The organism is Aeromonas sp. QDB17 (assembly GCF_027705305.1).
In the GTDB taxonomy this organism is placed as follows: Bacteria; Pseudomonadota; Gammaproteobacteria; order Enterobacterales; family Aeromonadaceae; genus Aeromonas; species Aeromonas caviae.
On the sequence record NZ_JAPDBP010000001.1, the window covers coordinates 313825 to 334435 of the forward strand.

Annotated in this window: 18 protein-coding genes; 1 reads left to right on the forward strand and 17 read right to left on the reverse strand. The window is 49.0% G+C overall.

The window, feature by feature from the left end; all coding sequences use genetic code 11:
• Positions 1 to 20: 20 nt before the first annotated feature.
• On the reverse strand, positions 21 to 230 hold the full coding sequence (locus OKC41_RS01395) for a DUF1127 domain-containing protein (protein ID WP_010675316.1): 210 nt from the start codon (positions 228 to 230) through the stop codon (positions 21 to 23).
• A gap of 530 nt (positions 231 to 760) precedes the next feature.
• On the opposite strand from OKC41_RS01395, the gene OKC41_RS01400 reads away from it, so the two are divergent.
• Positions 761 to 1654, forward strand: coding sequence for a DNA replication terminus site-binding protein (locus tag OKC41_RS01400; RefSeq protein WP_042877736.1), 894 nt, complete (start codon positions 761 to 763; stop codon positions 1652 to 1654).
• Between the two features lie 81 nt (positions 1655 to 1735).
• On the opposite strand, the gene OKC41_RS01405 is transcribed toward OKC41_RS01400, so the two are convergent.
• The 16 genes from OKC41_RS01405 to rfbC (OKC41_RS01480) all read right to left on the reverse strand — a co-directional run bounded on the left by OKC41_RS01405 (position 1736) and on the right by rfbC (OKC41_RS01480) (position 20564).
• Entirely contained in the window at positions 1736 to 5572 is a 3837-nt protein-coding gene (locus tag OKC41_RS01405) for a DEAD/DEAH box helicase (RefSeq protein ID WP_270671611.1), read from the reverse strand.
• Positions 5573 to 5790: 218 nt separating this feature from the next.
• Positions 5791 to 6444, reverse strand: a complete 654-nt coding sequence (locus tag OKC41_RS01410) for a YceH family protein (protein ID WP_039040218.1) — start codon at positions 6442 to 6444, stop codon at positions 5791 to 5793.
• 261 nt (positions 6445 to 6705) lie between these two features.
• Complete coding sequence (locus OKC41_RS01415; protein ID WP_270671647.1) at positions 6706 to 8421, reverse strand: PglL family O-oligosaccharyltransferase; 1716 nt, start codon at positions 8419 to 8421, stop codon at positions 6706 to 6708.
• A gap of 108 nt (positions 8422 to 8529) precedes the next feature.
• Entirely contained in the window at positions 8530 to 9600 is a 1071-nt protein-coding gene (locus OKC41_RS01420; protein ID WP_270671612.1) for an LPS O-antigen chain length determinant protein WzzB, read from the reverse strand.
• Between the two features lie 19 nt (positions 9601 to 9619).
• Positions 9620 to 10159 (reverse strand): dTDP-4-dehydrorhamnose 3,5-epimerase, encoded by a 540-nt coding sequence (gene rfbC, locus OKC41_RS01425; protein ID WP_270671613.1) that lies wholly within the window; start codon positions 10157 to 10159, stop codon positions 9620 to 9622.
• Positions 10160 to 10327: 168 nt separating this feature from the next.
• Positions 10328 to 11599 carry a sugar transferase gene (locus OKC41_RS01430; RefSeq protein WP_270671614.1) on the reverse strand — a complete coding sequence of 424 codons (1272 nt, stop codon included), beginning with the start codon at positions 11597 to 11599 and terminating at the stop codon, positions 10328 to 10330.
• A 43-nt stretch (positions 11600 to 11642) separates the two neighbouring features.
• The gene (locus OKC41_RS01435; protein ID WP_270671615.1) at positions 11643 to 12392 is read right to left on the reverse strand and encodes a glycosyltransferase family 2 protein; all 750 of its coding nucleotides are present in this window, start codon (positions 12390 to 12392) and stop codon (positions 11643 to 11645) included.
• A gap of 91 nt (positions 12393 to 12483) precedes the next feature.
• On the reverse strand, positions 12484 to 12765 hold the full coding sequence (locus OKC41_RS01440) for a hypothetical protein (RefSeq protein WP_270671616.1): 282 nt from the start codon (positions 12763 to 12765) through the stop codon (positions 12484 to 12486).
• A gap of 68 nt (positions 12766 to 12833) precedes the next feature.
• Positions 12834 to 13247, reverse strand: coding sequence for a glycosyltransferase (locus tag OKC41_RS01445; protein WP_270671617.1), 414 nt, complete (start codon positions 13245 to 13247; stop codon positions 12834 to 12836).
• 31 nt (positions 13248 to 13278) lie between these two features.
• Positions 13279 to 14382, reverse strand: a complete 1104-nt coding sequence (locus OKC41_RS01450; protein WP_270671618.1) for a glycosyltransferase — start codon at positions 14380 to 14382, stop codon at positions 13279 to 13281.
• 9 nt (positions 14383 to 14391) lie between these two features.
• The gene (locus OKC41_RS01455; RefSeq protein WP_270671619.1) at positions 14392 to 15420 is read right to left on the reverse strand and encodes an EpsG family protein; all 1029 of its coding nucleotides are present in this window, start codon (positions 15418 to 15420) and stop codon (positions 14392 to 14394) included.
• Positions 15421 to 15492: 72 nt separating this feature from the next.
• A complete protein-coding gene (wecB, locus tag OKC41_RS01460; RefSeq protein ID WP_270671620.1) occupies positions 15493 to 16614 on the reverse strand; it encodes a non-hydrolyzing UDP-N-acetylglucosamine 2-epimerase in 1122 nt (373 codons plus the stop codon).
• A gap of 135 nt (positions 16615 to 16749) precedes the next feature.
• Positions 16750 to 17655, reverse strand: coding sequence for a glycosyltransferase family 2 protein (locus tag OKC41_RS01465; protein WP_270671621.1), 906 nt, complete (start codon positions 17653 to 17655; stop codon positions 16750 to 16752).
• Positions 17656 to 17666: 11 nt separating this feature from the next.
• A complete protein-coding gene (locus tag OKC41_RS01470; RefSeq protein WP_270671622.1) occupies positions 17667 to 18914 on the reverse strand; it encodes an oligosaccharide flippase family protein in 1248 nt (415 codons plus the stop codon).
• A complete protein-coding gene (locus OKC41_RS01475) occupies positions 18904 to 19998 on the reverse strand; it encodes a glycosyltransferase family 4 protein (protein WP_270671623.1) in 1095 nt (364 codons plus the stop codon). The genes OKC41_RS01470 and OKC41_RS01475 overlap by 11 nt, the downstream gene beginning before the upstream one ends.
• Before the next feature lie 14 nt (positions 19999 to 20012).
• Positions 20013 to 20564, reverse strand: coding sequence for a dTDP-4-dehydrorhamnose 3,5-epimerase (rfbC, locus tag OKC41_RS01480; RefSeq protein WP_270671624.1), 552 nt, complete (start codon positions 20562 to 20564; stop codon positions 20013 to 20015).
• Between the last annotated feature and the right edge of the window lie 47 nt (positions 20565 to 20611).

Sequence of the window (20611 nt, forward strand, 5' to 3'; positions counted from 1 at the left end):
AGGCATCCATGCCCGGCTGATCAACCACGCCAGAACGGCTTGGTGGTCTCTTGATAGCGGTCGGCTTCGTTCAGACCGATGTCCTTGAGCAGGTAGGCGGGCAGCTCGGAGAGCTGGCGACGGCTGCGGCTGCGTTCCAGCCAGGTCAGGACGGTCATCTTGACGCGAGCAACCAGATTCGATTCGCTGGAATGCTGGTAACCGGCTTCGGTATAAGTCATGTTGGCCATGATATGGCTCCTCTCTCTCGTTCTGCGCAAGGCTCGGATTTGATGCGCAAAGCTTAGTCAGGGCGGGGAGGTGCCTCAATTGACGAATTTTGATACATGACATTAGTAAAAGTAATGGTTGATATCGCCAGGGCAATAACCATAACCATATGATTTTAAAATGAAATAATGCTGAAACTTTCCCTCTGGCAGCCTGGCAGCATTTTCTCCTGTGCCACCCACTTCTAACTATGCACTTTCCCACGCTAGCTATGCACGGCACGACGCCGAGTCAGCAGGGTGCAAACTCTCGGCCACCAGGGTTTGTTAACAAATAGATCGCAACAAGATCGTTATTTAACAAAAAGATACGAACAGGCAACCTGAACCGGATGCCCCCATGTCACCCCCATCGTCAGGGTGGCACCGGACACTTGGCACCCTGCCATCATACTGGTATGGTTATTTATACAGTGGTTTATCATGCTGCCTCCCCACGTTGTCCCAATATCATGCTGAACAAGGGAGCGGCACACACACAGGATCTGCCGATGGACACCTTTACCCCCACCGCCGCCCTGCGTCAACAGATGGCCCTGCTGGAGGCGTCGCTGGCACGCCTTGCCCGGCAACTGGGCCAGCTCGACCTGCTGGAGGCTCATGTCTATCCCCTCCCGGCCGTGGCCCAGGGGGAAGAGCATGAGCCCATCGAGGCCATCGAGGTGGGCTATCTCTCGGGCGAGGCGGCCCTGGCCGCCACCCTCGCAGCCTTTCAGGACCACAGCGCCCGCCCCGGCTGCTCCACCAAGGCGACCCACCGTCTGCCCGGCTGGCTGCGCTTTCCTGCCGCCTGCGCCAGGGTGTTGGCCCCCGTCATCGAGGAGATCAACGCGCACAAGCTCGCCTTCAAGGCCATGGTGCAGGCGGCGGGCGGGCGGGACGAGAAGTTCGAGCTGGTGCACGGCGCCCTGCCCGGCGTCATCACCCTGCAGGTCTATCGCAAGCTGACCTGGCTTCAGGGGGATCTGCATTCGCTGGGCTTCACCTGGGCCGACAAGCAGAGCATCAGCCGCCTCAGCCGGGAGCAGGTACTGGAGATGCTGGAGCGCAGCCGCCGGTATGTACCGGCGCTCTTTGACAACGAAGAGTGGAGCAAGATGGTGGATCAGGAGGTATACGACATTCGCCGCCTGCCGGCGGATGCCGCCCTGCGGATCCGCAGGCCGGTCAAGACCCACCCCATGATCAACCTGCTCTGGCAGGACAGGGAGCCCCGCAAGCAGCAGATCAAGGCGAGCCTTCCCCTGCTGCTCTGCTCCGATACCCAGCCGGCCGTCACCCATCTGGGCCACTACCCGCCCAAACTCCGCCAGGCACGCCGGGATCGCAAGATTGGCGGTGACCCCATCATAGAGCGGCTGCACCTCTACCTCTATCAGGGGTAGCGCAGGCTCGGCACCGCCACAAATGACAAGGGGAGCATCACGGATGCTCCCCTTGTCACATCGGGCGACAGCCCATCGCCGTCAGCTCATCAGCAGTGCCCGCAGGCTCTCCACATCCAGCCCCTTCACCTCGGACTGGCCGCTCAGGAGGCCGTCGGCCAGTGCCCGCTTCTCGTCGTGCAACGCCACTATCTTCTCCTCCACCGTCTGCTCGCACACCAGGCGATAGACGGTCACCGGCTGGGTCTGGCCCATGCGGTGCGCCCGATCGCTCGCCTGATCCTCCACCGCCGGGTTCCACCAGGGATCGAGGTGCAGCACGGTGTCGGCCTGGGTCAGGTTGAGGCCCGTGCCCCCCGCCTTGAGGCTGATGAGGAAGAGCGGCACCGCTTCGTGGCGAAAACGCAGGATGGACTCCTGACGGGACTTGGCCGAGCAGCCCCCATCCAGATAGCAGTAGTCCCACTGCCGCTGTTCGATACGGCTGCGCAGCAGGCTCAGCAGATCGACAAACTGGCTGAACACCAGCACCCGGTGGCCACCATCGATGGCTTCGTCCAGCAGCGCCATCGCCTCGTCCAGCTTGCTGCTGGTCTGGGACCACTCCGGCATCACCAGCTGGGGGGAGCAGCAGAGTCGGCGCAGCCGGGTCAGGCCGCTCAGCACATGCATCAGGGCACGGCCATCGGCACTTTGCACCTGCTGCACCACCTCGCGCCGGGTAGCCTCGTAGAGCTGACGCTCCTCGGGGGAGAGGCTGATGTGATGGATGATCTCGGTCTTGTCCGGCAGCTCCGTCAGCACCTGTTGCTTGAGGCGGCGCAGGATGAAGGGGCTGATCACCGCCCGCAGCATCGCCATGTGCTGGGGATCCTTGACCGCCTTGCCAAAGCGGCGCTTGAACTCCCCGAGGCTCCCGAGCAGGCCGGGATTGATGAAGCTGAACAGGCTCCACAGCTCCCCCAAATGGTTCTCGATGGGGGTGCCGGAGAGGGCGAGGCGAAAATCCCCGTCGAGCTGGAACAGCAGCTTGGCGCGCTGGGTACCGGCATTCTTGATCTGCTGTGCCTCGTCCAGCACCATGCTCGACCAGCGGCGGGACTTGAGCGCCTGGGAGAGACTGCCGAGCATGCCGTAGTTGACCAGGACGATCTGTCCGGCCCTGGCCCCCTGGATCAGGGTCTCCCGCTCGGCGGGATGGTCGAACACCACCACCTCGAGCTCGGGGGCAAAGCGGGCCACCTCCTCCTGCCAGTTGGTGACCACTGACTTGGGCACCACCACCAGCGCCGGGCCCAGGTGCTGACGCATGCGCAGCACAATGAGGGCCTGCAAGGTCTTGCCCAGGCCCATGTCATCGGCCAGACAGGCGCCGAAGCCGTGATGGGCCAGGGTCGCCATCCAGCGTACCCCCTCCTTCTGATAGTCCCGCAGCGCCGTCAGCAGCTCGGGGGGACAGCTCACCTCCTGCTGCCACTCCTGCTGGAGATTCTGCCAGGCGGCATCCCCCTCGGTGGTGATGACGGAGAGCAGGCGGGCCAGCGGATAGGCCAGCTTGTTGTTGATGCGCTGCTCGTTGTCCAGCATGGCGCCGAGCACGGTGAGGCGATCCACCAGCTTGTCGCTCAACATCAGGCTGGTCTTCTCATCGAGCTGCACCGTGCGCTGGCCCGGGGTCAGCTGGCGCAGGATGAGGCGAAGATCGAGGATCTGGTGCTCGTCCAGCGAGAGCGCGCCCTCCACCTGGAACCAGTCCTGACGCCGCTCGATGCGCAGGCTCAGAGCCGCCTCATCAAGGCTCTTGAGGCGGGCGCTGTCCTGGTGCCAGTGCACTACCACACCGGCGTCCACCAGCTCGGGCAGGGCGTTGACCAGGGTGAGCGCCTGCTCCCCGTCCAGCTTCCACTCGTTGCCGGGCAGGCCGATGGGCAACTGGTTGCGAAGGCGTTGGGCATCGTCCTTCTCGGCAGCCAGATCCCGCTGCCAGTAGTGATACTCCCGGATACCCTGGCGCACGATGGCCTCCCCCTTGCCCAGAGGCAAGGGAGGCAGGTCCCCCTCCCGGGTCACCAGCTGAACCACGAGCTGCCCCTCCTGCCAGTCGAGCAGGACGGAGGGAACGCCGGGCCAGGGGGCCAGCTCGGCGTTGCCTCTGAGCCCCGCCACCTGGCTGTGCCAGGGGAGATCGGGGATCGCATCCAGCGTGCGTTGCAGCTCCTCGAGCCCGGCCGGCGGCAATGCCGGAATGGCCTCCAGGGCCGGTAATCTGTCCAGCAGCGCCTGCGGTGTCAGAATAAGCTGCCACAAATCCTGAGCCAGGGGGACGATGTGCGCACCGCGGGCGGCGGGAGCAGGATGTAGTCTGGCGCTCATGCCCTCCCCGCTCTGTACCAGTTGCAGCAGGGGGGCGCTGACGGCCAGTTGCAGCTTCTGCCCCTTGGCATTGAAGAGGCGAGGATGGTTTGCCAGGGGCACCCAGGCATCCCGGGGCAGCTTGCCCATGTTGCGCGGCAGGGTGCGCACCAGTGCCCAGTCAGCTTCGTCCAGCAGGCTGGCGTACTGGGTGGAAAGCAGGGCCGGATCGACCCTTCGCCCGGCGGTCCACTCCCCCTTGGTGCTCTGCTTCTGGATCTTGCACTCAAGCTCAGGCCCCTCCGCGTGGAGCAGCCAGACCAGCCGCTCCCGAGGCTTGCGCACCCCACTCGAGCGTCCCAATCCCTGCAGCCAGTTGAGCCAGCTTGCCGAGGCGGGGGCCTTGCCTTCCCCCTCGGTGGCATCCTCTTCCTCTCCTTGAGCAGGACGCAACGCGCGCAGGGGCCAATGGGCGGCCTCCCGGCCCAGCAGGAGTCGCAGCAGATCCTGGCAGAAGGCCATCAGTCGATGCCGGGGCTCGGCGTCCAGCACGTGGGAGAGGTCCCACTTGTGCAAGATGGTCACCTGGGGGCTCTGCTCGCCGTGGCGCGCCAGGGCGCAGAGATCGAGCCAGAGGTAACCCCAGTGGAGCTCCTCCAGCGGCAGTTGCAGGGTATCGAACAGGCCGACCGCCTGGCCGTGGCGATCTCCGGCCCACTGCCCCAGCAGATCGGCCAGCAGGGGGGAGTGATGGCCCAGACTGCGCTGCCACTTCTTGCGCTGCTCGCTCCCCTGCACCGGATCTGCCTGTTGCAACCAGCCGAGCCAGAGCAGGGCGCTGAACATCCGGGGCCAGGGCGACGCCTCTTGCCCCTGCCACTGGCCAAGCGCCCCCAGCAGCCGCTCGGCCAGGGGTTGCTCATCCCCCTGCTGCGCCAGTTGTTGCAGTGCAGGCCAGTGAGTGGTTACCTCGCCGCCAAAGGAACCGCAGAGCCACTCCCATTCTCGGGCGCGAGCCTGGATCTGGCCAGAGAGCGCCGGGGAGCAGGAGGCGACCAGCGTAGCCAGCGGCCAGCCCTCGTCAGGCTCTGCGTCAAGCAGGGCCTGCAAGGCGAAGTGCTCGAGCAGCAGGGCCTGCCAGGCGGGGCTGGAGCCTGCCAGCAGGCGGGGAGCATCGGGGAGATCCAGGAGGCTCAGGAGTTCGGCACTCTGGTAATAGGCCGGGATCTGCCCCGCGTCTCCCAGACAGAGCTCGCGCACCACCTCCTGTGCCCGCTCCAGGCCCGTGACCGAGGGGATGCGGGACCACTGCGGCATGGGGCACTCCCCCGCACGCACCGCCAGGATCAGGGTCAGGGTTCCCTCTGCCGTCAGACTCCACTGCTGCTCCGTTCGTTGACGGACAAGCCCCCACTGCTGCAACTGATCGAGGGTGTCGAGCAGCGCACGCCCGGGTGCGCCCGGGGCATAGAGGGTGTCTTGCAGGTAACGAGTGCTGGCGGCGCGCTGCAATTGCAGCTCGCACAGCAGGGCATGGCAATCTGAAGAGAGGGTGAAGGCTGACATCAGAACTCACGGGCAAGTGCAAAGGCGGAATTTTAACGGGAAAGCGGCGGCGGCTCGACCCTTAAGCGCGAAATAGTGCAAAAAAGCTAGCTCCTTTGATGGGTACGCGAGCGACAGGGCTGACAGGGCACTCGCCCTTGCCACCGGGCAACGGGCCGCAGGAGGGGCGCGGTCATCAAAAAAGGCGCCGCAGCGCCTTCTGGAAACAGATTGTTGGCTCAGCCTTCCAGCCGGGCCAGACGGGCTTCCAGCCCCTGCAACTGCCCCTTGAGGTGCTCGACCTCTTCTTCGAGCGCCGCCAGTCTGTCTGCCGCCGGTGACACAAGGTTGCCAGCGGGCGCCGCGTCGGCCAGCGCCTGCAGATCCACCTCGCCACTGAACAGGTGCGCGTAGCGGGATTCCCGCTTGCCCGGCTCACGGGGCAGCTTGACCACATAGGGCCCCCGCTCGATGAGGGTGGCCAGCACCGCATCCACCTCGGTCACATCGTCAAAGCTGCACAGCCGGTTGGTGCGCGAACGCAGCTCACCCGGGGTCTGCGGGCCACGCAGCAAGAGTTCGCAGATGATGCCGAGCTCCTGGGCCGAGAACTTCAGCTCGCCGAACTCGGTATTGCAGAAACGATGCTGATAGCGGGGCACCCTGGCGTTGAAACCGGCGGTATTGACCACCAGACGGCGGCGGATCAGCTCGTCGATCACGGCGCGAATATCCAGCTCGGCGAGCTCCAGCACGGGTTCCCGGTTGCTCTTCTGGTTGCAGGCATTGACCAGTGCATTGAGCGAGAGAGGGTACTGATCCGGCGTGCAGATCTCTTTCTCAATCAGGCAGCCGATCACGCGGGCCTCTAATGGGCCTAGTACTATCTCCATGTCATACTCCCTTGCCAAACAAGACGTTAAGACGGTTATCTTAGCCAAGGCGCTTGCGCCGTCCAGCAGATAACCCCATTTTTGCGAGCCGATGAAACCCTTGCTGCAACCTTGTACAACAAAACGGCTGCGGTGCGCGGCGATGTGGACGGATGGCCAGGAGCCTCTTTGGCAACAAGCCCCTCCCCCTTCAACGAGGCGGGCACAAAAACCATCACGGCCGCAAAGGCGGCCGTGATGGTTGACAGATTGAAACGCCCCTCATGAAGAGGGCTTGCGCTCCAGGGTCGCGGCCACCTTTCTTGCGGCCGACACGGTGAGCAAAGGCTCACCCGGATAAAGCACCAGGGCCTCGGCCCGCAGGCGATCGGCCTCCTCATGCCTCCCCAGGGCATTGAGGGCGATCACCATGTTGGCGTAGATATTGGCCCGCGGGGTGTGACGCACAAACTCCTGCCCCCAGTCGAGATAGGCCTCTAGCTCGGTTTGGTTGTTGGCCCGCAGCCCCACCGCCAGCCGCACCGCGTTGACGTCGAACTCCACCCGGGTCAGCCAGGCCATGGGGTTGACGACCCGCAACAGCAGGGCTGGCTCCTTGTAGCCGCCGCGCTCGTACTTGGTCACCACCCAGGCGGTGTGAATGGCCGTCAGCATGAAGGGCACCACGACCAGGGGAATGGCGATGGCAGCGAAGCGCAGCAGCAGCCAGGGGCGACAGACATACTCCCGCCAGCTGGCCTGGCCTGCGGCCTGCCTCCCCTCCTCCACCTCGGCATCCAGCACATGGATGAGCAGCAGCAGGGCCCACCAGAGGGCGATGGCGTGGTAGAAGGGGTATTCGGTCTGGGTATGCAGCAGAATGGGGGTCAGCAGCGCCAGCAGGGCCAGGCCCTGGTGCCAACCGGCCTTGCTCAGCCGCCACAGCAGGGCGCCCCCCATCAGCAACATGCCGAGCATGGGGGCTATCCCCCCCTCCACCGCCCAGTAGAGGAACTCGTTGTGGGGGTGGTCGAGGTTGTATTCGATCTGCACCATGGCCGGGTTCAGCGCCTTGTCGGCCATATAGTGCTGCAGGAAGACGGACTCGAAGCTGCCGTAGCCCCAGCCGGCCCAGGGGGCCTCGGCGATCAGCTTGGCGGCATAGGGCCAATAGATGGATCTCATGCCGCCGGATTGGTAGATCTCCAGCCCTCGCTTGGCCCCCGAGAATCCATAGAGGGAGAGCAGACCCAGGGCAATACCCAGCCCGACCAGCGCCAGGGTCCGACCCAGCAGCCGCTGGCGATAGAGCTGTGGCATCAGCAACAGCAGGGAGAGCAGACCACCCAGCTGACCCACCCGGGATTGCAGCACCACCAGCAGCACGCTAGCGGCCACTATCACCCCATAGCGCAGCCCCATCAGCCCGGCATTGGCCTGTCCCCGCCTCTCCAGCCAGACGGCCAGCGACAGCCCGGTCGCCATAAAGCTGGCCATCACGTTGGGTTGCTGGAAGATGCCGTAGGGACGGTTGGCCTGAGTGTCGTAGCCTATCCAGTTGCCCGGCGTCAGCAGGTAGAACTGCACCAGGCCGAGCAGCGCCTCGATGGCGATGGCCCCGAGCAGCAGGTAGAGCAGCCTGTCGCGGGCCGAACGATCCAGTCGCCACTGGTAGAGGCAGGAGAGGAACAGCAGGCCGGCGAAGAGGCCCAGCAGCCGGGGGATGGCGTAATCCTTGAGTTCAAAGCCGGGATAGGCCATCGGCAGCCACAACAGCATGCCCCCCAACCAGAGCCCCACCTGCAAGGGGGACGTCACCAACTGCTGGCGCAGCGTCACCTGCCACAGGCCGAGGGCGATGACCAGGCTGGCGAAGATCCAGCCCCAGGCATTGAACGGCAGATAGAGCCCGGCGCCCCCCGGGTTGTGCATGAAGAAATGCATGCCAAGCAGCCAGTAAAGCGCGCTGACTATCGCCATGCTCCTCGTCGTAGCCATCATCTTTCGCCGCCCCTTTCGCTCATACCGATCAGTCCCTCTGCCATGCCTGAAACTGTGCCTGAAAAAGAAAAGGGGGCCTATGCCCCCTTTGCTTATGAATGAATACTATACCTGTTCCGGCCTGCGAAACGCATGGCGTACCAGCACTATCCCCACCCCCAGCATGCCGCCGAGCAGGGTAGCCAACACCACGATCAGAGGGCGCTTGGGTTTGTCACGGCTAAGAGGTTCTTCCGGTGCATCCAGATAGGAAAACGGACGGAAGCTGATCCCATCCAGAGAGATGCGCTTCAAACGTGCCATCTGCGCCTGCAACTGCTGCAGTTCTGGTTGGTAGAGTGCCAAATCTAGGGATTTCAGCAAGGTCAGTTTTTCTTCCAAGCCCTTGGAACCCAGCAAGATGGAGAAACGTTCCTGGCTGCCGGTCCTTTCCAGCGGTGCACTCACACCCGCCGCCTTGGCAACGCTGCTCGCCAATGTTATCTCGAAGATCTCCTGCTGCAGCGCCCGCTTGGCCTCCTCCTGCATCACGGTATAGCGCGTGTTCATCTCTTCCAGTTGCAGATCACGTTGAGCATCTAGCCGCTGGATCAATTGCTGTTGTTGCAATTTGACGATATACCCGACATATCCTTCCAACATCGCCAGCGAAGCCTCTGCCGTGGGGGCAGCAAAGGTGATGGCTATTCCCGGCTCCTCGCCCTTCTTGTCTACAGGCTGAGCTGTCACCAGTTGACCCCAGTCGCGCAGCCAACGGCTCTTAGCCCTGTCATCCAACCCTAATTCTTTTACTTGTTCAGCGAACAGGGAGCTGGCTTTTAGATAATCACGTCGGTTTTCATAGGCGTTGAACTCCAGCACAAACTCCTGATGGAGACTTTTTCCATCCGGAAATCCTGTGAGTCCCAATGCGGAGGCTTGTGCCGATATCTTTTGCATCGGTAGCAAATCTTCTGGCTTGGGCGCGGTGATAACCGCCTTGGCGGACCATTGCTGAGGTGCAAACAGAGCATAACCAACCCCCACTGCGGCAAACAACGCGGTGACGATCAGGATCAACAATTTCTGGCGCCACAGCAGCAGCACCAGCTCGCGCAGATCGATTTCATCGGAGGCGGTCTGCCAACCTTGCGGCAAGGGGGCATCCACGCTTGTAGTGATCTCTTTAGGGGTCATAACGACTCTCGGTTCCTTATCAATTCAGGGAAGTAATAAAAGGCGCCTGACGATCTTTGTCAGACAAGATCAGGGGCATATTTTCCAAAAGAGGCCAGCTAATAGCCAGTGCGGGATCGGCCCAGTTAATGGCTCGCTCAAACTCGGGGCGGTAATAGTCGGTGCATTTATAGAGCACCGTTGCCATTTCGCTTTGCACATAAAAGCCGTGCCCAAAACCTGGGGGGATCCAGAGTGACATGGGCATATCGGCACTGAGTTGCTGCCCAACCCACTGCCCATAAGTAGCGCTCCCCTCCCGTAGATCGACCGCCACATCGAAGATGGTGCCAGAAATAACTTGCACCAATTTCCCCTGTGGCCGCTCAACCTGATAATGCAGCCCGCGCAGCGTTCCCTGACGGGCGCGGCTTAGATTGTCCTGCACAAAGACAAAATCACCGCAGTTGTTTACAAATTCGTGCTGGCGAAATAATTCCATCAATTCACCGCGCTCATCTTTATAGGTGGCATGGCGAATTAGCTTCACATCAGTAATAGCAAGAGGCTCAAATATCATCCGATTATCTGTACGTTATGGATGTCAAGTTATTGTTCTGCCGAATGGCTTATATCCCCCCATCCGAGAAAAATAACTTCCAATCAAGTAACTTTGACGGCGAGATAGATAAAGGGCTTGCCCAAATTGGCTGCAAGCCCCAGTAGGTAGGAGTAGTCACATGAATAATCAGCGAGCCCCAAAGCCAGTCAATATGGTTCGGATGGTCTTGAACACAATTAAAACATCCAACCAAAGCGAGAAGTGTTTGATGTAATAAAAATCATGCTCGATCTTGATACGGGTATCATCGGCATCGGCGGCATAACCATGTACCACTTGCGCCCAACCACTGATCCCCGGCCGCACGATATGACGATACATATAGAAGGGGATCTCTCGCTCGAATTTATCGACAAAGGCGCGCTGCTCCGGTCTTGGGCCAATCAGACTCATATCCCCTTTCAGCACATTGAAGAACTGCGGCAACTCATCGATGCGCAACTTGCGGATAACTTTACCCACCCGCGTCACCCGCATATCGCCCGCTTGGGCAAACTGTGCTCCCGCCTTTTCTGAATCCTTGCACATGCTGCGGAATTTATAGATGCAAAAATCCTTATTTCCCCTGCCTACCCGATTTTGCAAAAACATCACCGACCCCGGACTTTCCAGCTTAATCAGAATGGCGGTGACCAGCATAATGGGGGAAACCAGCGGGATAGCAATAAGTGAGGCCAATATATCGAGCACTCGTTTGACAAAAGAATAATGTGGAGACGGCAATAAAGAACCCAACTGGTTCTCATGCAAATGATCCACTTTTACACGGCCAGTCAATGATTCATAAGCCTGCTTGATATGGTAAACGGGGATATGAGAGAGCGCACAACGCGCCAGAAAGCGCTCCCAGTCACCTTCCAAGGCAGGATCTCTTAAATCGGCAACGACGGCATCATATCTGACTCCCCCCATATCGGGTTTATCCAACTGACGCCACTCAACCCCATCAATATTCATCAGCGTTTTATATTCACCAACGGGAATTACCGCATACTTTAAGCGTCGATAGCGACGGCCAATAAAATAAGCGGCCCAGCAACCTAACATGGTCAGTAAATACGACTCAAAGATCATCTGACGGCTATAGTCGAGACGAGTAAAAAGCAGTACCCCAACTAATAAACCATACATCGCCGTGACTGTCGGGAGCATATAAGCAGCCGGACTAGCACCGGGGTAGCGCAGAAAGCGATACAGCATGGTCTCTATCAATAAAAAGGTAATAAATACCCCAACTAATGTATTCACACGGGCAGGATCTAAAGAGAGCCAGAACTCCCATCCCCAACGATCCAGTGCAGGTGCCAAAACGGAGACGACTGCACCAAAAAACAATAGAAGAATAGGATTAAATAAAGCACGCTCATACCAGCGTGAGTGACGGCGTTGATACTTCAACTAATCCCCCTAGGAAAAATGATAAAAATTACCATGCTGTTGTTCAACGTTTAAGAGCATTATTGACATAACAAAACCAATAATAGGCACTTTTAAATACATTAAAACCAAGTTGTTTCCTATATATATTCCATTGCCATATGCTTGCTCTCAATTTATTTCCAGATAGCGATTTTTTTGCAACTCTATAGTAAGCCAATACCTCTTGAATGCAATAAGCCTGCTTTGATTTTTTAATCAGATCAAGCCACATTATATAATCTTCATGGCCTTTTTTTTCTTGATATATTTTACCAAGAGTAACCTGATTATAAACACCTGTCAGATTTCCAATTTTGTTACCGCACAACATATCATTATAATTAAATTCTTCAGGATGATTTCTTATTGAGAGAGTATTATAAATTTCACCAGAAAATACTTTATAGTTACTACAAACAACGTCATATCCAGACTCTAAAAACTTCAGTTGATACTCCAGTTTTTTTTCAACCCAAATATCATCACTATCTAAAAAAGCAATATATTTTCCTCTGGCAGCCATAATACCTGCATTTCTTGCCACGGCCACACCGCTATTGACTAATAATTTTATACACTCAATACGCGGTTCATTCTTGGATATTTCCTGAATAATCTCGTAAGAATTGTCCGTTGAACAATCATCTACTACATACAGACGCCAATGGGGATAAGTTTGACTAATTATGGACATAATGCTAACTGATATATATTCAGCCGCATTGTAGCATGGCATGATAATAGAGAAAGTTTCACTATGTTGCTTTGTCATAAAATAATTTCACATTTCTTGATATAATGTGGAGCCCAAAATACTGCATTAGATAAATCAACATGTCCTGCGATATATAGCATTTTCATTGTTACTTCCTATATTTTATAAGCCCATTCACAGCATACCAGAAGAAATACCATATACTACTTATAAGATCTAACCCCTCTACATCACGATATAATCGCCACTGATAATAAGCAGCATTGAACTTATTTTGTGTCATGCCGCTATCAGTTCGATAATAAGCCAAAACTTGGGGTATACCATGGGCGACATCACAAAGCTTAAGTAATTTCAGCCACAGTCCCATATCCTGACGCTTACGAATTAACAACATGGTTTGGCGGCCTAATACTTCGGCATTAAACATTGCAGTGAGGCACCCTATTACACACCCACGTAGCAATTGGTTATAATTTACCCTAGTAGGGGGCATTATTACCCCCCAAAACCAGTATCAGAGAACTTTTGATAAGCAGTGTAGCTAAAAACCACACCTGTTTGTTCCATATATCGAACTTGAGTATTGAGCTTATTTGGCAACCAAAGATCATCAGCATCTAAAAAGGCAATATATTTACCCTTTGAACGTCTAATAGATTGATTGCGAGAAAAGCCTGCACCTGAGTTAACCGAATTAGTTTCGACGGTTATTCTCGGATCATCCTTGCAAAATTGACGAACTAGCTCCACTGTATCATCTGTTGAACCATCATCGGTAATTAACAATTCCCAATGTGAGTAGTTTTGTTGCTGCACACTCTTAATACTGCTTGCAATAGTTGCAGCAGAATTATAAGAAGGCATAATAATAGAAACTAAGACAGGGGGATAAGTTTTATTTCCCTTCATTAAACAAACTCTATAACACTCAAAAAAATAATTAAAAAGAGATAGCACTCACTCTATTTAATAACTCATCAGTCTTTTCTTCCCAAAAAATATCTGGCGTGTATTTGCTAAATGTTTTTTCTTTTGAGGAAAAAAAATTATTTATTTCATTAGTAATATCGGCAACATCAAACTCATTAACTATCACAGCACTTCCATTTATTTTACGAATTTCCTGTGCCATCATTGTTTTTTTTGAAATTATGGGGGATTTAGAAAAAAGAGAGCTTTCAAAAAACTTATTTGAAATAGCGTATACAGCATTAAAATCTAATGTTGGGTATGCTGCCCAAACTAGATCTGTAATTTTATATATATACGGCAAGTCCATTTGTGAATATCTGCCAAAAAATAAAACTTTCTCTATCAGTTGTTTTTCTTTTACATATTCTCTTAAAAAAGGCAACTCTGGACCATCACCAAATATTAAAATCTTAACATCCACAGAATGCACTGTATCGATCATATTAGCAAGAACATCTCTATATCTAACAACACCAATCCATGAGATGAAATTTACACCATTAGCTTTTTCTTCTTGCAATGAACTTAACCATGCCGGGCTATTTGATAAAGAATTTATTATTTCACGAGATGGGTAATTTTCAAAAATCATCACATTTTTATGATTGTATAACTGAGTGTAATATCTTGAGGCTAAAATCAAAAGATCGACTTTTTTTAAACAACGTTTCTCGATAAAAAGCAACACTTTTAAAACTAATGGGTTGCGTGATGTTGGTAAATCTAGACAGTCATAGATAATTTTAGCTTTTGATCTAAAGAAAAAATTAGCTACAACAAAACAAAGAAGAGAATCCCAATGACTTAAAAACAAAAAATCAGGATTTTCTTTTTTTAATGTTTTGTAAATGTGCAAAATAAATGTTGGCAAACAACATAATTTCATTAGTTTATGCCCATATCCAATATCTGACCTTAATATATAAGCATCAGTATCATCATTAATTTTACCATTGGCATTCCTACTCCACGCTATAACCAAGGATTTAAAATTTTTGGATAGCGTCTTTTTAAATTTTTCCGTTCTAGTATTGATGGGATACCCAGTATCAACAAAAATAATTTTTAACATACAATCAACCTATTTCAAATATATCTCATATGGCTGCGCTGTGTATGCTAGCGCAGATATATATGCCGCATAAATACAAGATAAAAAAAGTGACATTGCCCTTTTTACTTTAACTTGCTGATAAAACATTTGATTGTAAATCTCACAGATAAAAGGTATTACTATGACCCCTGTGATTAAGTATAAAAAACTCAAACGCAAAGACATAATTGTTGAACTTGAAAATAATAGCATGAACAGAATACCGATGCAGAAAGTTTTGCATAAATTAATATGTAATGAATTATAGATTTTCCCCCTAACAAGCCAGATAAAATAACAAACCAATACACTTAATAAAATTCTAGGATCATACATTTTCATCGGATATCCATAATCAGTCGATGAAATGTAACCTATTATTTTACTGGACACGTTCCCCAGCCCAATGGTGTCAAATATATTGGATAGCAATATTAATGGATTGATAAAGATACAAGACAACAAGATAATCAGAATGGCAATAAGCAACTTTTGAAGGTTAATTCTCGTCATGAAGACAACTAGCAAGCTAATTGCAGATGTATGAAAACTAAGTGACAAAGCAAAAAAAAGCACCGCTCTAAAATAATTTCTTTTAAAAAAAGAAATTATAAAAATTAAGCCGAAGGCTGCTGCTACTGAGCTTCTGGATGCTTGCATGCTCATCGTAAGAACAAAAGGATACCAAATTAACAATGATAACACTCGATAGCAAGAATATTTATATATAACAAGAGCGATAGGGAATATTGACAAAAACGCCATTGCAAAAATTATAAATTGGCCATCAAATTCTAATTGATTCCCGACATAGGATAAATATCTAAAGCCTACTTCAGCATGCATGCTAACGTTAAATATATCATCAAATGTTTTTATTTGTTCATATAGCCTGATATATTCATAATAATCACCTGTACCAGTCCCTCCTTCACGCAGCCCCACAAATAAAATCAGAGAAAAAATAAGAAAAAGGAAAATAAATTTTTCTGCCTTTGATTTATCAAAGATAGACATCAAAAAGAATGAAAAGGGGAGTATCAAATAATAAATCATTTAATAAATGCCATTGTGAATCTCTACGTAAAATCAGTGGCCTGCTTTTAAAGCATTCAATATTAAGGTTCTAGTATCTCCATCCCCATATGGATTGTGTGCAAAGCTCATCGCTTGATATGCATCGGTATCGTTGAGTAATTCAGTCAAACTGGTGACTATTTTATCTACATTAGTGCCAACTAGTTTAACTGTACCAGCAGAAACAGCTTCAGGTCGCTCTGTGGTATCGCGCATCACTAAAACAGGTTTACCTAACGATGGCGCCTCTTCTTGAATACCACCTGAATCGGTTAAAATAATATGAGCACGCATCATTAAATAGATAAACGGTAAATATTCCTGCGGTTCAATCAAAATGATGTTATCAATGCCTCCCAAAATGCGATTAACTGGTTCACGAACATTGGGGTTTAAATGCATTGGATAAACAATTTTCACATTAGAATTTTCTCTGGCAGTAATCGCAAGTGCTTCGCAAATCCGCTCAAACCCACCCCCAAAACTTTCTCGACGATGCCCAGTGACCAGAATCAACTTTTGCTCCTCATCTAGGAATGGGAACTGCGCAGCAAGGCTTGTATTTAATTCTTGATCTTTTTCAATCTTCTCTTTTACCATCAATAATGCGTCAATTACCGTATTACCCGTTACAAATATATTTTTTTCATCATACCCCTCTCGCAATAAATTAGCCTTTGATGTTTCTGTCGGAGCAAAGTGATATGTCGCTAACACTCCTGTTAATTTACGGTTAGCCTCTTCCGGCCAAGGCGAATAAATATCGCCGGTGCGCAGTCCCGCTTCAACGTGGCCAACCGCAATTTGCTCATAATAAGCAGCTAAACTTGATGCAAAAGTAGTAGCTGTGTCACCATGTACCAATACTACATCCGGCTTAAATTCCTGCAATACAGATTTTAGCTCCAATAAAATGCGCGCAGTAATATCATTTAACGTTTGACCAGACTTCATCAAATTCAAGTCATAATCTGGGGTTATTTCGAATAATGACAATACTTGATCCAACATTTCACGATGCTGAGCTGTTACGCATACCTTTGACTCAAAGCGACTATCCGCAGCCAATGCATGAACTAAAGGCGCCATTTTAATCGCCTCTGGACGGGTACCAAACACAATCAATACTTTCATTTTCACACCCTATGATGCTTGATGATGAATAAACTTTAATTCAATATAATATAATATAATATAATATAATATGAAATTAAATGAACTCTCTATACTTAACATTAATTTTGAGAGTGAGCTACCATCTTATTAGCCTTAACTACCAAACGAAATATCATATATTTTTTTTATTGACTTTATATATGTTAGATTGTGTTTAATGACCGCCATTGATATTAACCTAGCCATTCTTATAAAGAAAAACATGACAATATTAGATTTGCTTTTTTGTGTTAATTTATAAAACTTAGCCCTCCCAATTTCCATATTTATAATTTTAAAGTCAGAATTATTCGATGTAGTAACGCTACCTATATGTACGGCGAAAGACTCTAGCAAGAGTTTTATTTTTTTTCCTCTTTCTTTAAATCGCCACATCAACTCCGTCTCTTCAAAATACAAGAAGAATGACTCATCGAAACCATTCGTTTTTTCATACATTATCCTAGACGTAGCGAAAAGTCCCCCACACACATAATCTACATCTAATAACAGTCCATTGTCAGATGGAGGGGCAATTTTTCCAATCGCATAATTATTAAAATATTTTGGTGATATTCTATGAACAAAAAACAATTCTAATAATTCCCCCTTCAAAGAAGGGAAGTTTCCATGGGTATAAGTTGGGTTGCCTAACTCATCGACAAAATTAAACCCCAATACATTCCCATCGTCTAAATAATCAAGCTGACTATCTAATGTGGATAGTATATTTTTCAAAAAAATAATATCAGGATTAACAAAAAGTAATATATCACCAAGTGCATTCTTTACACCGATATTGCAGGCTGCACCAAATCCTACATTACGTTCCGATTTAATATATTTCACTGTTGAACCATCAGCGACATCAATAAAATCAGGATGTTGCGATGAATTATCGACAATGATTACCTCATAATCTTTTCGCTCACCGAGATATTGATATAATGATGCAATCATTTTCAATATGTAAGCGGAGCATTCATAATTTACAACTATTAGAGAATATTTAATGTTCATGGCTCGCTCATTTATTTATATCGATGAGTATGTGTTTTATATTTAAAAATATGCATGTAGCCCATACTTAAGACACCCAATAGCTCCGAAAATGTAAGTGAGGCGATGGGACCAAGATAGCCAACAGCAAGTGTTAACGGTACAATCGATATTGAAAAACAAATTAAGACGATTGAATTGCTGAACGTTGTGATTTTTTCAAGATTATTTGGAATGCTTATTTGTGTATCAATAAATACTGCGGAGGCAGTAACCAGCATGCACAATCCACAGAAAATAACGTCTATAATTGAAAAGGCATATTTATCTGTTGCGATGAAATTTAATGCAGGGACACCTACCAACATCAGACCAAGAAAAATAGATGTGATAAGTATTACATAAAGCTTTACGTTGTTTTTAATATACGATAAGCCATCAATATTATTTCTCTTCGCTATTGATATAGGCATCCACAATCGGCACACCGTTGTTGGTAACATAATAGATGCATTGAGGAGTTGCTTTAAAATGCTAAGAGCAGCTAGCTCCCCCTTAGAAAGAAAAAGACCAACCAATAATTGATCTATATATTGATAGCATACTCCAATCGACGAATTTGTAATAAAACTTTTCGCTTTAAATAAAAAATCGAAAAAATCTATTTTATTTTCAAAAATAACTGATGGGCGTATATGAGTTGAGACATATAAAAAACCTATGAGATTAGTCAATAAATAAGAACCAGACATTATCGATGCATACACAATGAATTTTTTCTCATCATTTATGCACAACACTATAGCTATTAGAGTAATCAATTTTACGAACAGAGATCTGTAAAATATTTCTTTATATCTTTGGGTAGCGTAGAAATACCATTCGAAATTAATAAAAGAAAAAATAATTGGCAATAGAAATATTCCTGATAGCGCCATGCTGGTTGCATTTATATGTATCAGAAATAGCATTGTAACTATATAAAAAAACACACATGATAAAGACAGATATAACTGTAATTGCAGATTTTGTGATAAGCATACAGTTTTACTTATACCTGATTCAATTTTTCTTATAAAGTCTCGAATAAAAAAAGGTTGTACAGACAACACAAATAACACATTAAAAATCTGATAAACTACGTTTACGAAAACATACTCACCATATTGTTGGTTTGAAAAAACCCGTAATACAATAGGAATTGTTAATATAGGAAATATTACATTAAGAATGTTGTATGCTAAAGAATAGTTAAATGGCGCATTAAACTTATATTTCATTTATAATCTCTTCAATTTTAACTTTAAGGTTAAAATTGCTATTTATATAATTAAGTTTCTCTTCATGCTGCTTCTCGAAAAATGCATCATCAGATGTAATAGTGTTAATTAAACTACTTAATTCTACTACATTGTCATGAGGGATAATGACACCATATTTTCCTTCCGCCGTTATATCATCAACACCACTAACAGGTGTTGATATAATAACGTTACCAAAATATGCAGCTTCCATCATCGCTAAAGAGAATCCTTCATAGCGAGAGCTCATAAGAAAAAATCGGCTTTTTCTATATATATTGATGAGAGAATGTCGGTCTATATTACCAAGAAATTCTATTGAATTGGCATCAGGATGCTCTTTGAGGACATCAATTTTACATTTAAATTCATCATCAATTGGGCCAATAAATTTAATTTTCCAATCATTTTTTAAGCGTGATATTTGAAGCGCATCAATTATCATTTCATGATTTTTTTGATGCACTCCAATTCTACCAACAACGATTATCGTTCTATCTCGCTCTTTGTATTTTAAAGGATGCACTATATCAGGAATAGTCAACTTTGATATGGCGTTTGGAAGAATAATCAAGCGTTCATTAGGCCATATAGTTCTCAATCCTAAATAGACAGATTTAGTTTCTACAGAGGACAAATCAACCATCGACAATATTTTTTTCTTAATGGCCCATTTTTTTTTAGAATATTCAGTTTGATGTTTTAACTCACCAAACCAGTCGCTAGACATGTCAAGCTTTAGATATATCTTTTTGTTTGTGAAAAGTTTAAACAGGACAATTAAAAAAAATGTTTCCGCAGACACATGGTATAAATTAATATGGGAAACATTATTTCTTATAATGATGGAAAAGACTTTAAAATAATATGATATATTACTAATCGCTTTAACAGGAATTAAATTTATATTGTCTTTGTATGGATTATCTATTCCCTCCCCTCTATATATGAGCAGTGATTTACCAAACCCATTACATTGACTAACCTCCATTGGAATCATTCCCACATCTTTTGTCAAATGCACACAGGAAAAACGTGTAAATATTGTTGCAAAAATATTCATTTTATCCTCTGCAATTATATAAAACACTGTACATCATTAAACGATATTGATAAATGCAAGTCCTTATCAGATAGTTGTGGCTGGAATTCAAACGGCCATTCAATGGCGATATCTGCGTCGTCCCATTTTATGCTGGCCTCGCTTTGAGGGGCATAATAGTTTGTTGTCTTGTACAGGAACTCCGCCGTCTCACTCAAGGTCACAAAGCCATGGGCAAACCCTTCCGGGATCCAGAGTTGGCGTTTGTTTTCTGCTGACAGATGCACACCAACCCATTGTCCAAATGTCGGTGAGCTTTTGCGAATATCGACGGCGACATCAAATACCTCGCCAGCGACACAGCGCACCAGTTTGCCTTGGGCGTAAGGGGGCAGTTGATAATGCAGCCCGCGCAGCACGCCCTTGCTGGATTTGGAGTGATTGTCTTGCACGAACGTCACGCTGCGGCCAATGGCCGCTTCAAACTGCTGCTGATTAAAGCTTTCAAAGAAAAACCCGCGTTCATCGCCAAAGACTTTGGGCTCGATGATTTTTACGTCGGGGATATTGGTGTCGATGATGTTCATGTTCGGGGCCGTTAATCGTTAATCGTTAATCGTTAATCGTTAATCGT

What these genes read in the sequence shown, in the direction of transcription:
- OKC41_RS01395 (WP_010675316.1), bottom strand. Translation starts at nt 230, where the DNA reads ATGGCCAACATGACTTATACCGAAGCCGGTTACCAGCATTCCAGCGAA.
- OKC41_RS01400 (WP_042877736.1), top strand. Translation starts at nt 761, where the DNA reads ATGGACACCTTTACCCCCACCGCCGCCCTGCGTCAACAGATGGCCCTG.
- OKC41_RS01405 (WP_270671611.1), bottom strand. Translation starts at nt 5,572, where the DNA reads ATGTCAGCCTTCACCCTCTCTTCAGATTGCCATGCCCTGCTGTGCGAG.
- OKC41_RS01410 (WP_039040218.1), bottom strand. Translation starts at nt 6,444, where the DNA reads ATGGAGATAGTACTAGGCCCATTAGAGGCCCGCGTGATCGGCTGCCTG.
- OKC41_RS01415 (WP_270671647.1), bottom strand. Translation starts at nt 8,421, where the DNA reads ATGGCTACGACGAGGAGCATGGCGATAGTCAGCGCGCTTTACTGGCTG.
- OKC41_RS01420 (WP_270671612.1), bottom strand. Translation starts at nt 9,600, where the DNA reads ATGACCCCTAAAGAGATCACTACAAGCGTGGATGCCCCCTTGCCGCAA.
- rfbC (WP_270671613.1), bottom strand. Translation starts at nt 10,159, where the DNA reads ATGATATTTGAGCCTCTTGCTATTACTGATGTGAAGCTAATTCGCCAT.
- OKC41_RS01435 (WP_270671615.1), bottom strand. Translation starts at nt 12,392, where the DNA reads ATGACAAAGCAACATAGTGAAACTTTCTCTATTATCATGCCATGCTAC.
- OKC41_RS01440 (WP_270671616.1), bottom strand. Translation starts at nt 12,765, where the DNA reads ATGTTTAATGCCGAAGTATTAGGCCGCCAAACCATGTTGTTAATTCGT.
- OKC41_RS01445 (WP_270671617.1), bottom strand. Translation starts at nt 13,247, where the DNA reads ATGAAGGGAAATAAAACTTATCCCCCTGTCTTAGTTTCTATTATTATG.
- OKC41_RS01450 (WP_270671618.1), bottom strand. Translation starts at nt 14,382, where the DNA reads ATGTTAAAAATTATTTTTGTTGATACTGGGTATCCCATCAATACTAGA.
- OKC41_RS01455 (WP_270671619.1), bottom strand. Translation starts at nt 15,420, where the DNA reads ATGTCTATCTTTGATAAATCAAAGGCAGAAAAATTTATTTTCCTTTTT.
- wecB (WP_270671620.1), bottom strand. Translation starts at nt 16,614, where the DNA reads ATGAAAGTATTGATTGTGTTTGGTACCCGTCCAGAGGCGATTAAAATG.
- OKC41_RS01465 (WP_270671621.1), bottom strand. Translation starts at nt 17,655, where the DNA reads ATGAACATTAAATATTCTCTAATAGTTGTAAATTATGAATGCTCCGCT.
- OKC41_RS01470 (WP_270671622.1), bottom strand. Translation starts at nt 18,914, where the DNA reads ATGAAATATAAGTTTAATGCGCCATTTAACTATTCTTTAGCATACAAC.
- OKC41_RS01475 (WP_270671623.1), bottom strand. Translation starts at nt 19,998, where the DNA reads ATGAATATTTTTGCAACAATATTTACACGTTTTTCCTGTGTGCATTTG.
- rfbC (WP_270671624.1), bottom strand. Translation starts at nt 20,564, where the DNA reads ATGAACATCATCGACACCAATATCCCCGACGTAAAAATCATCGAGCCC.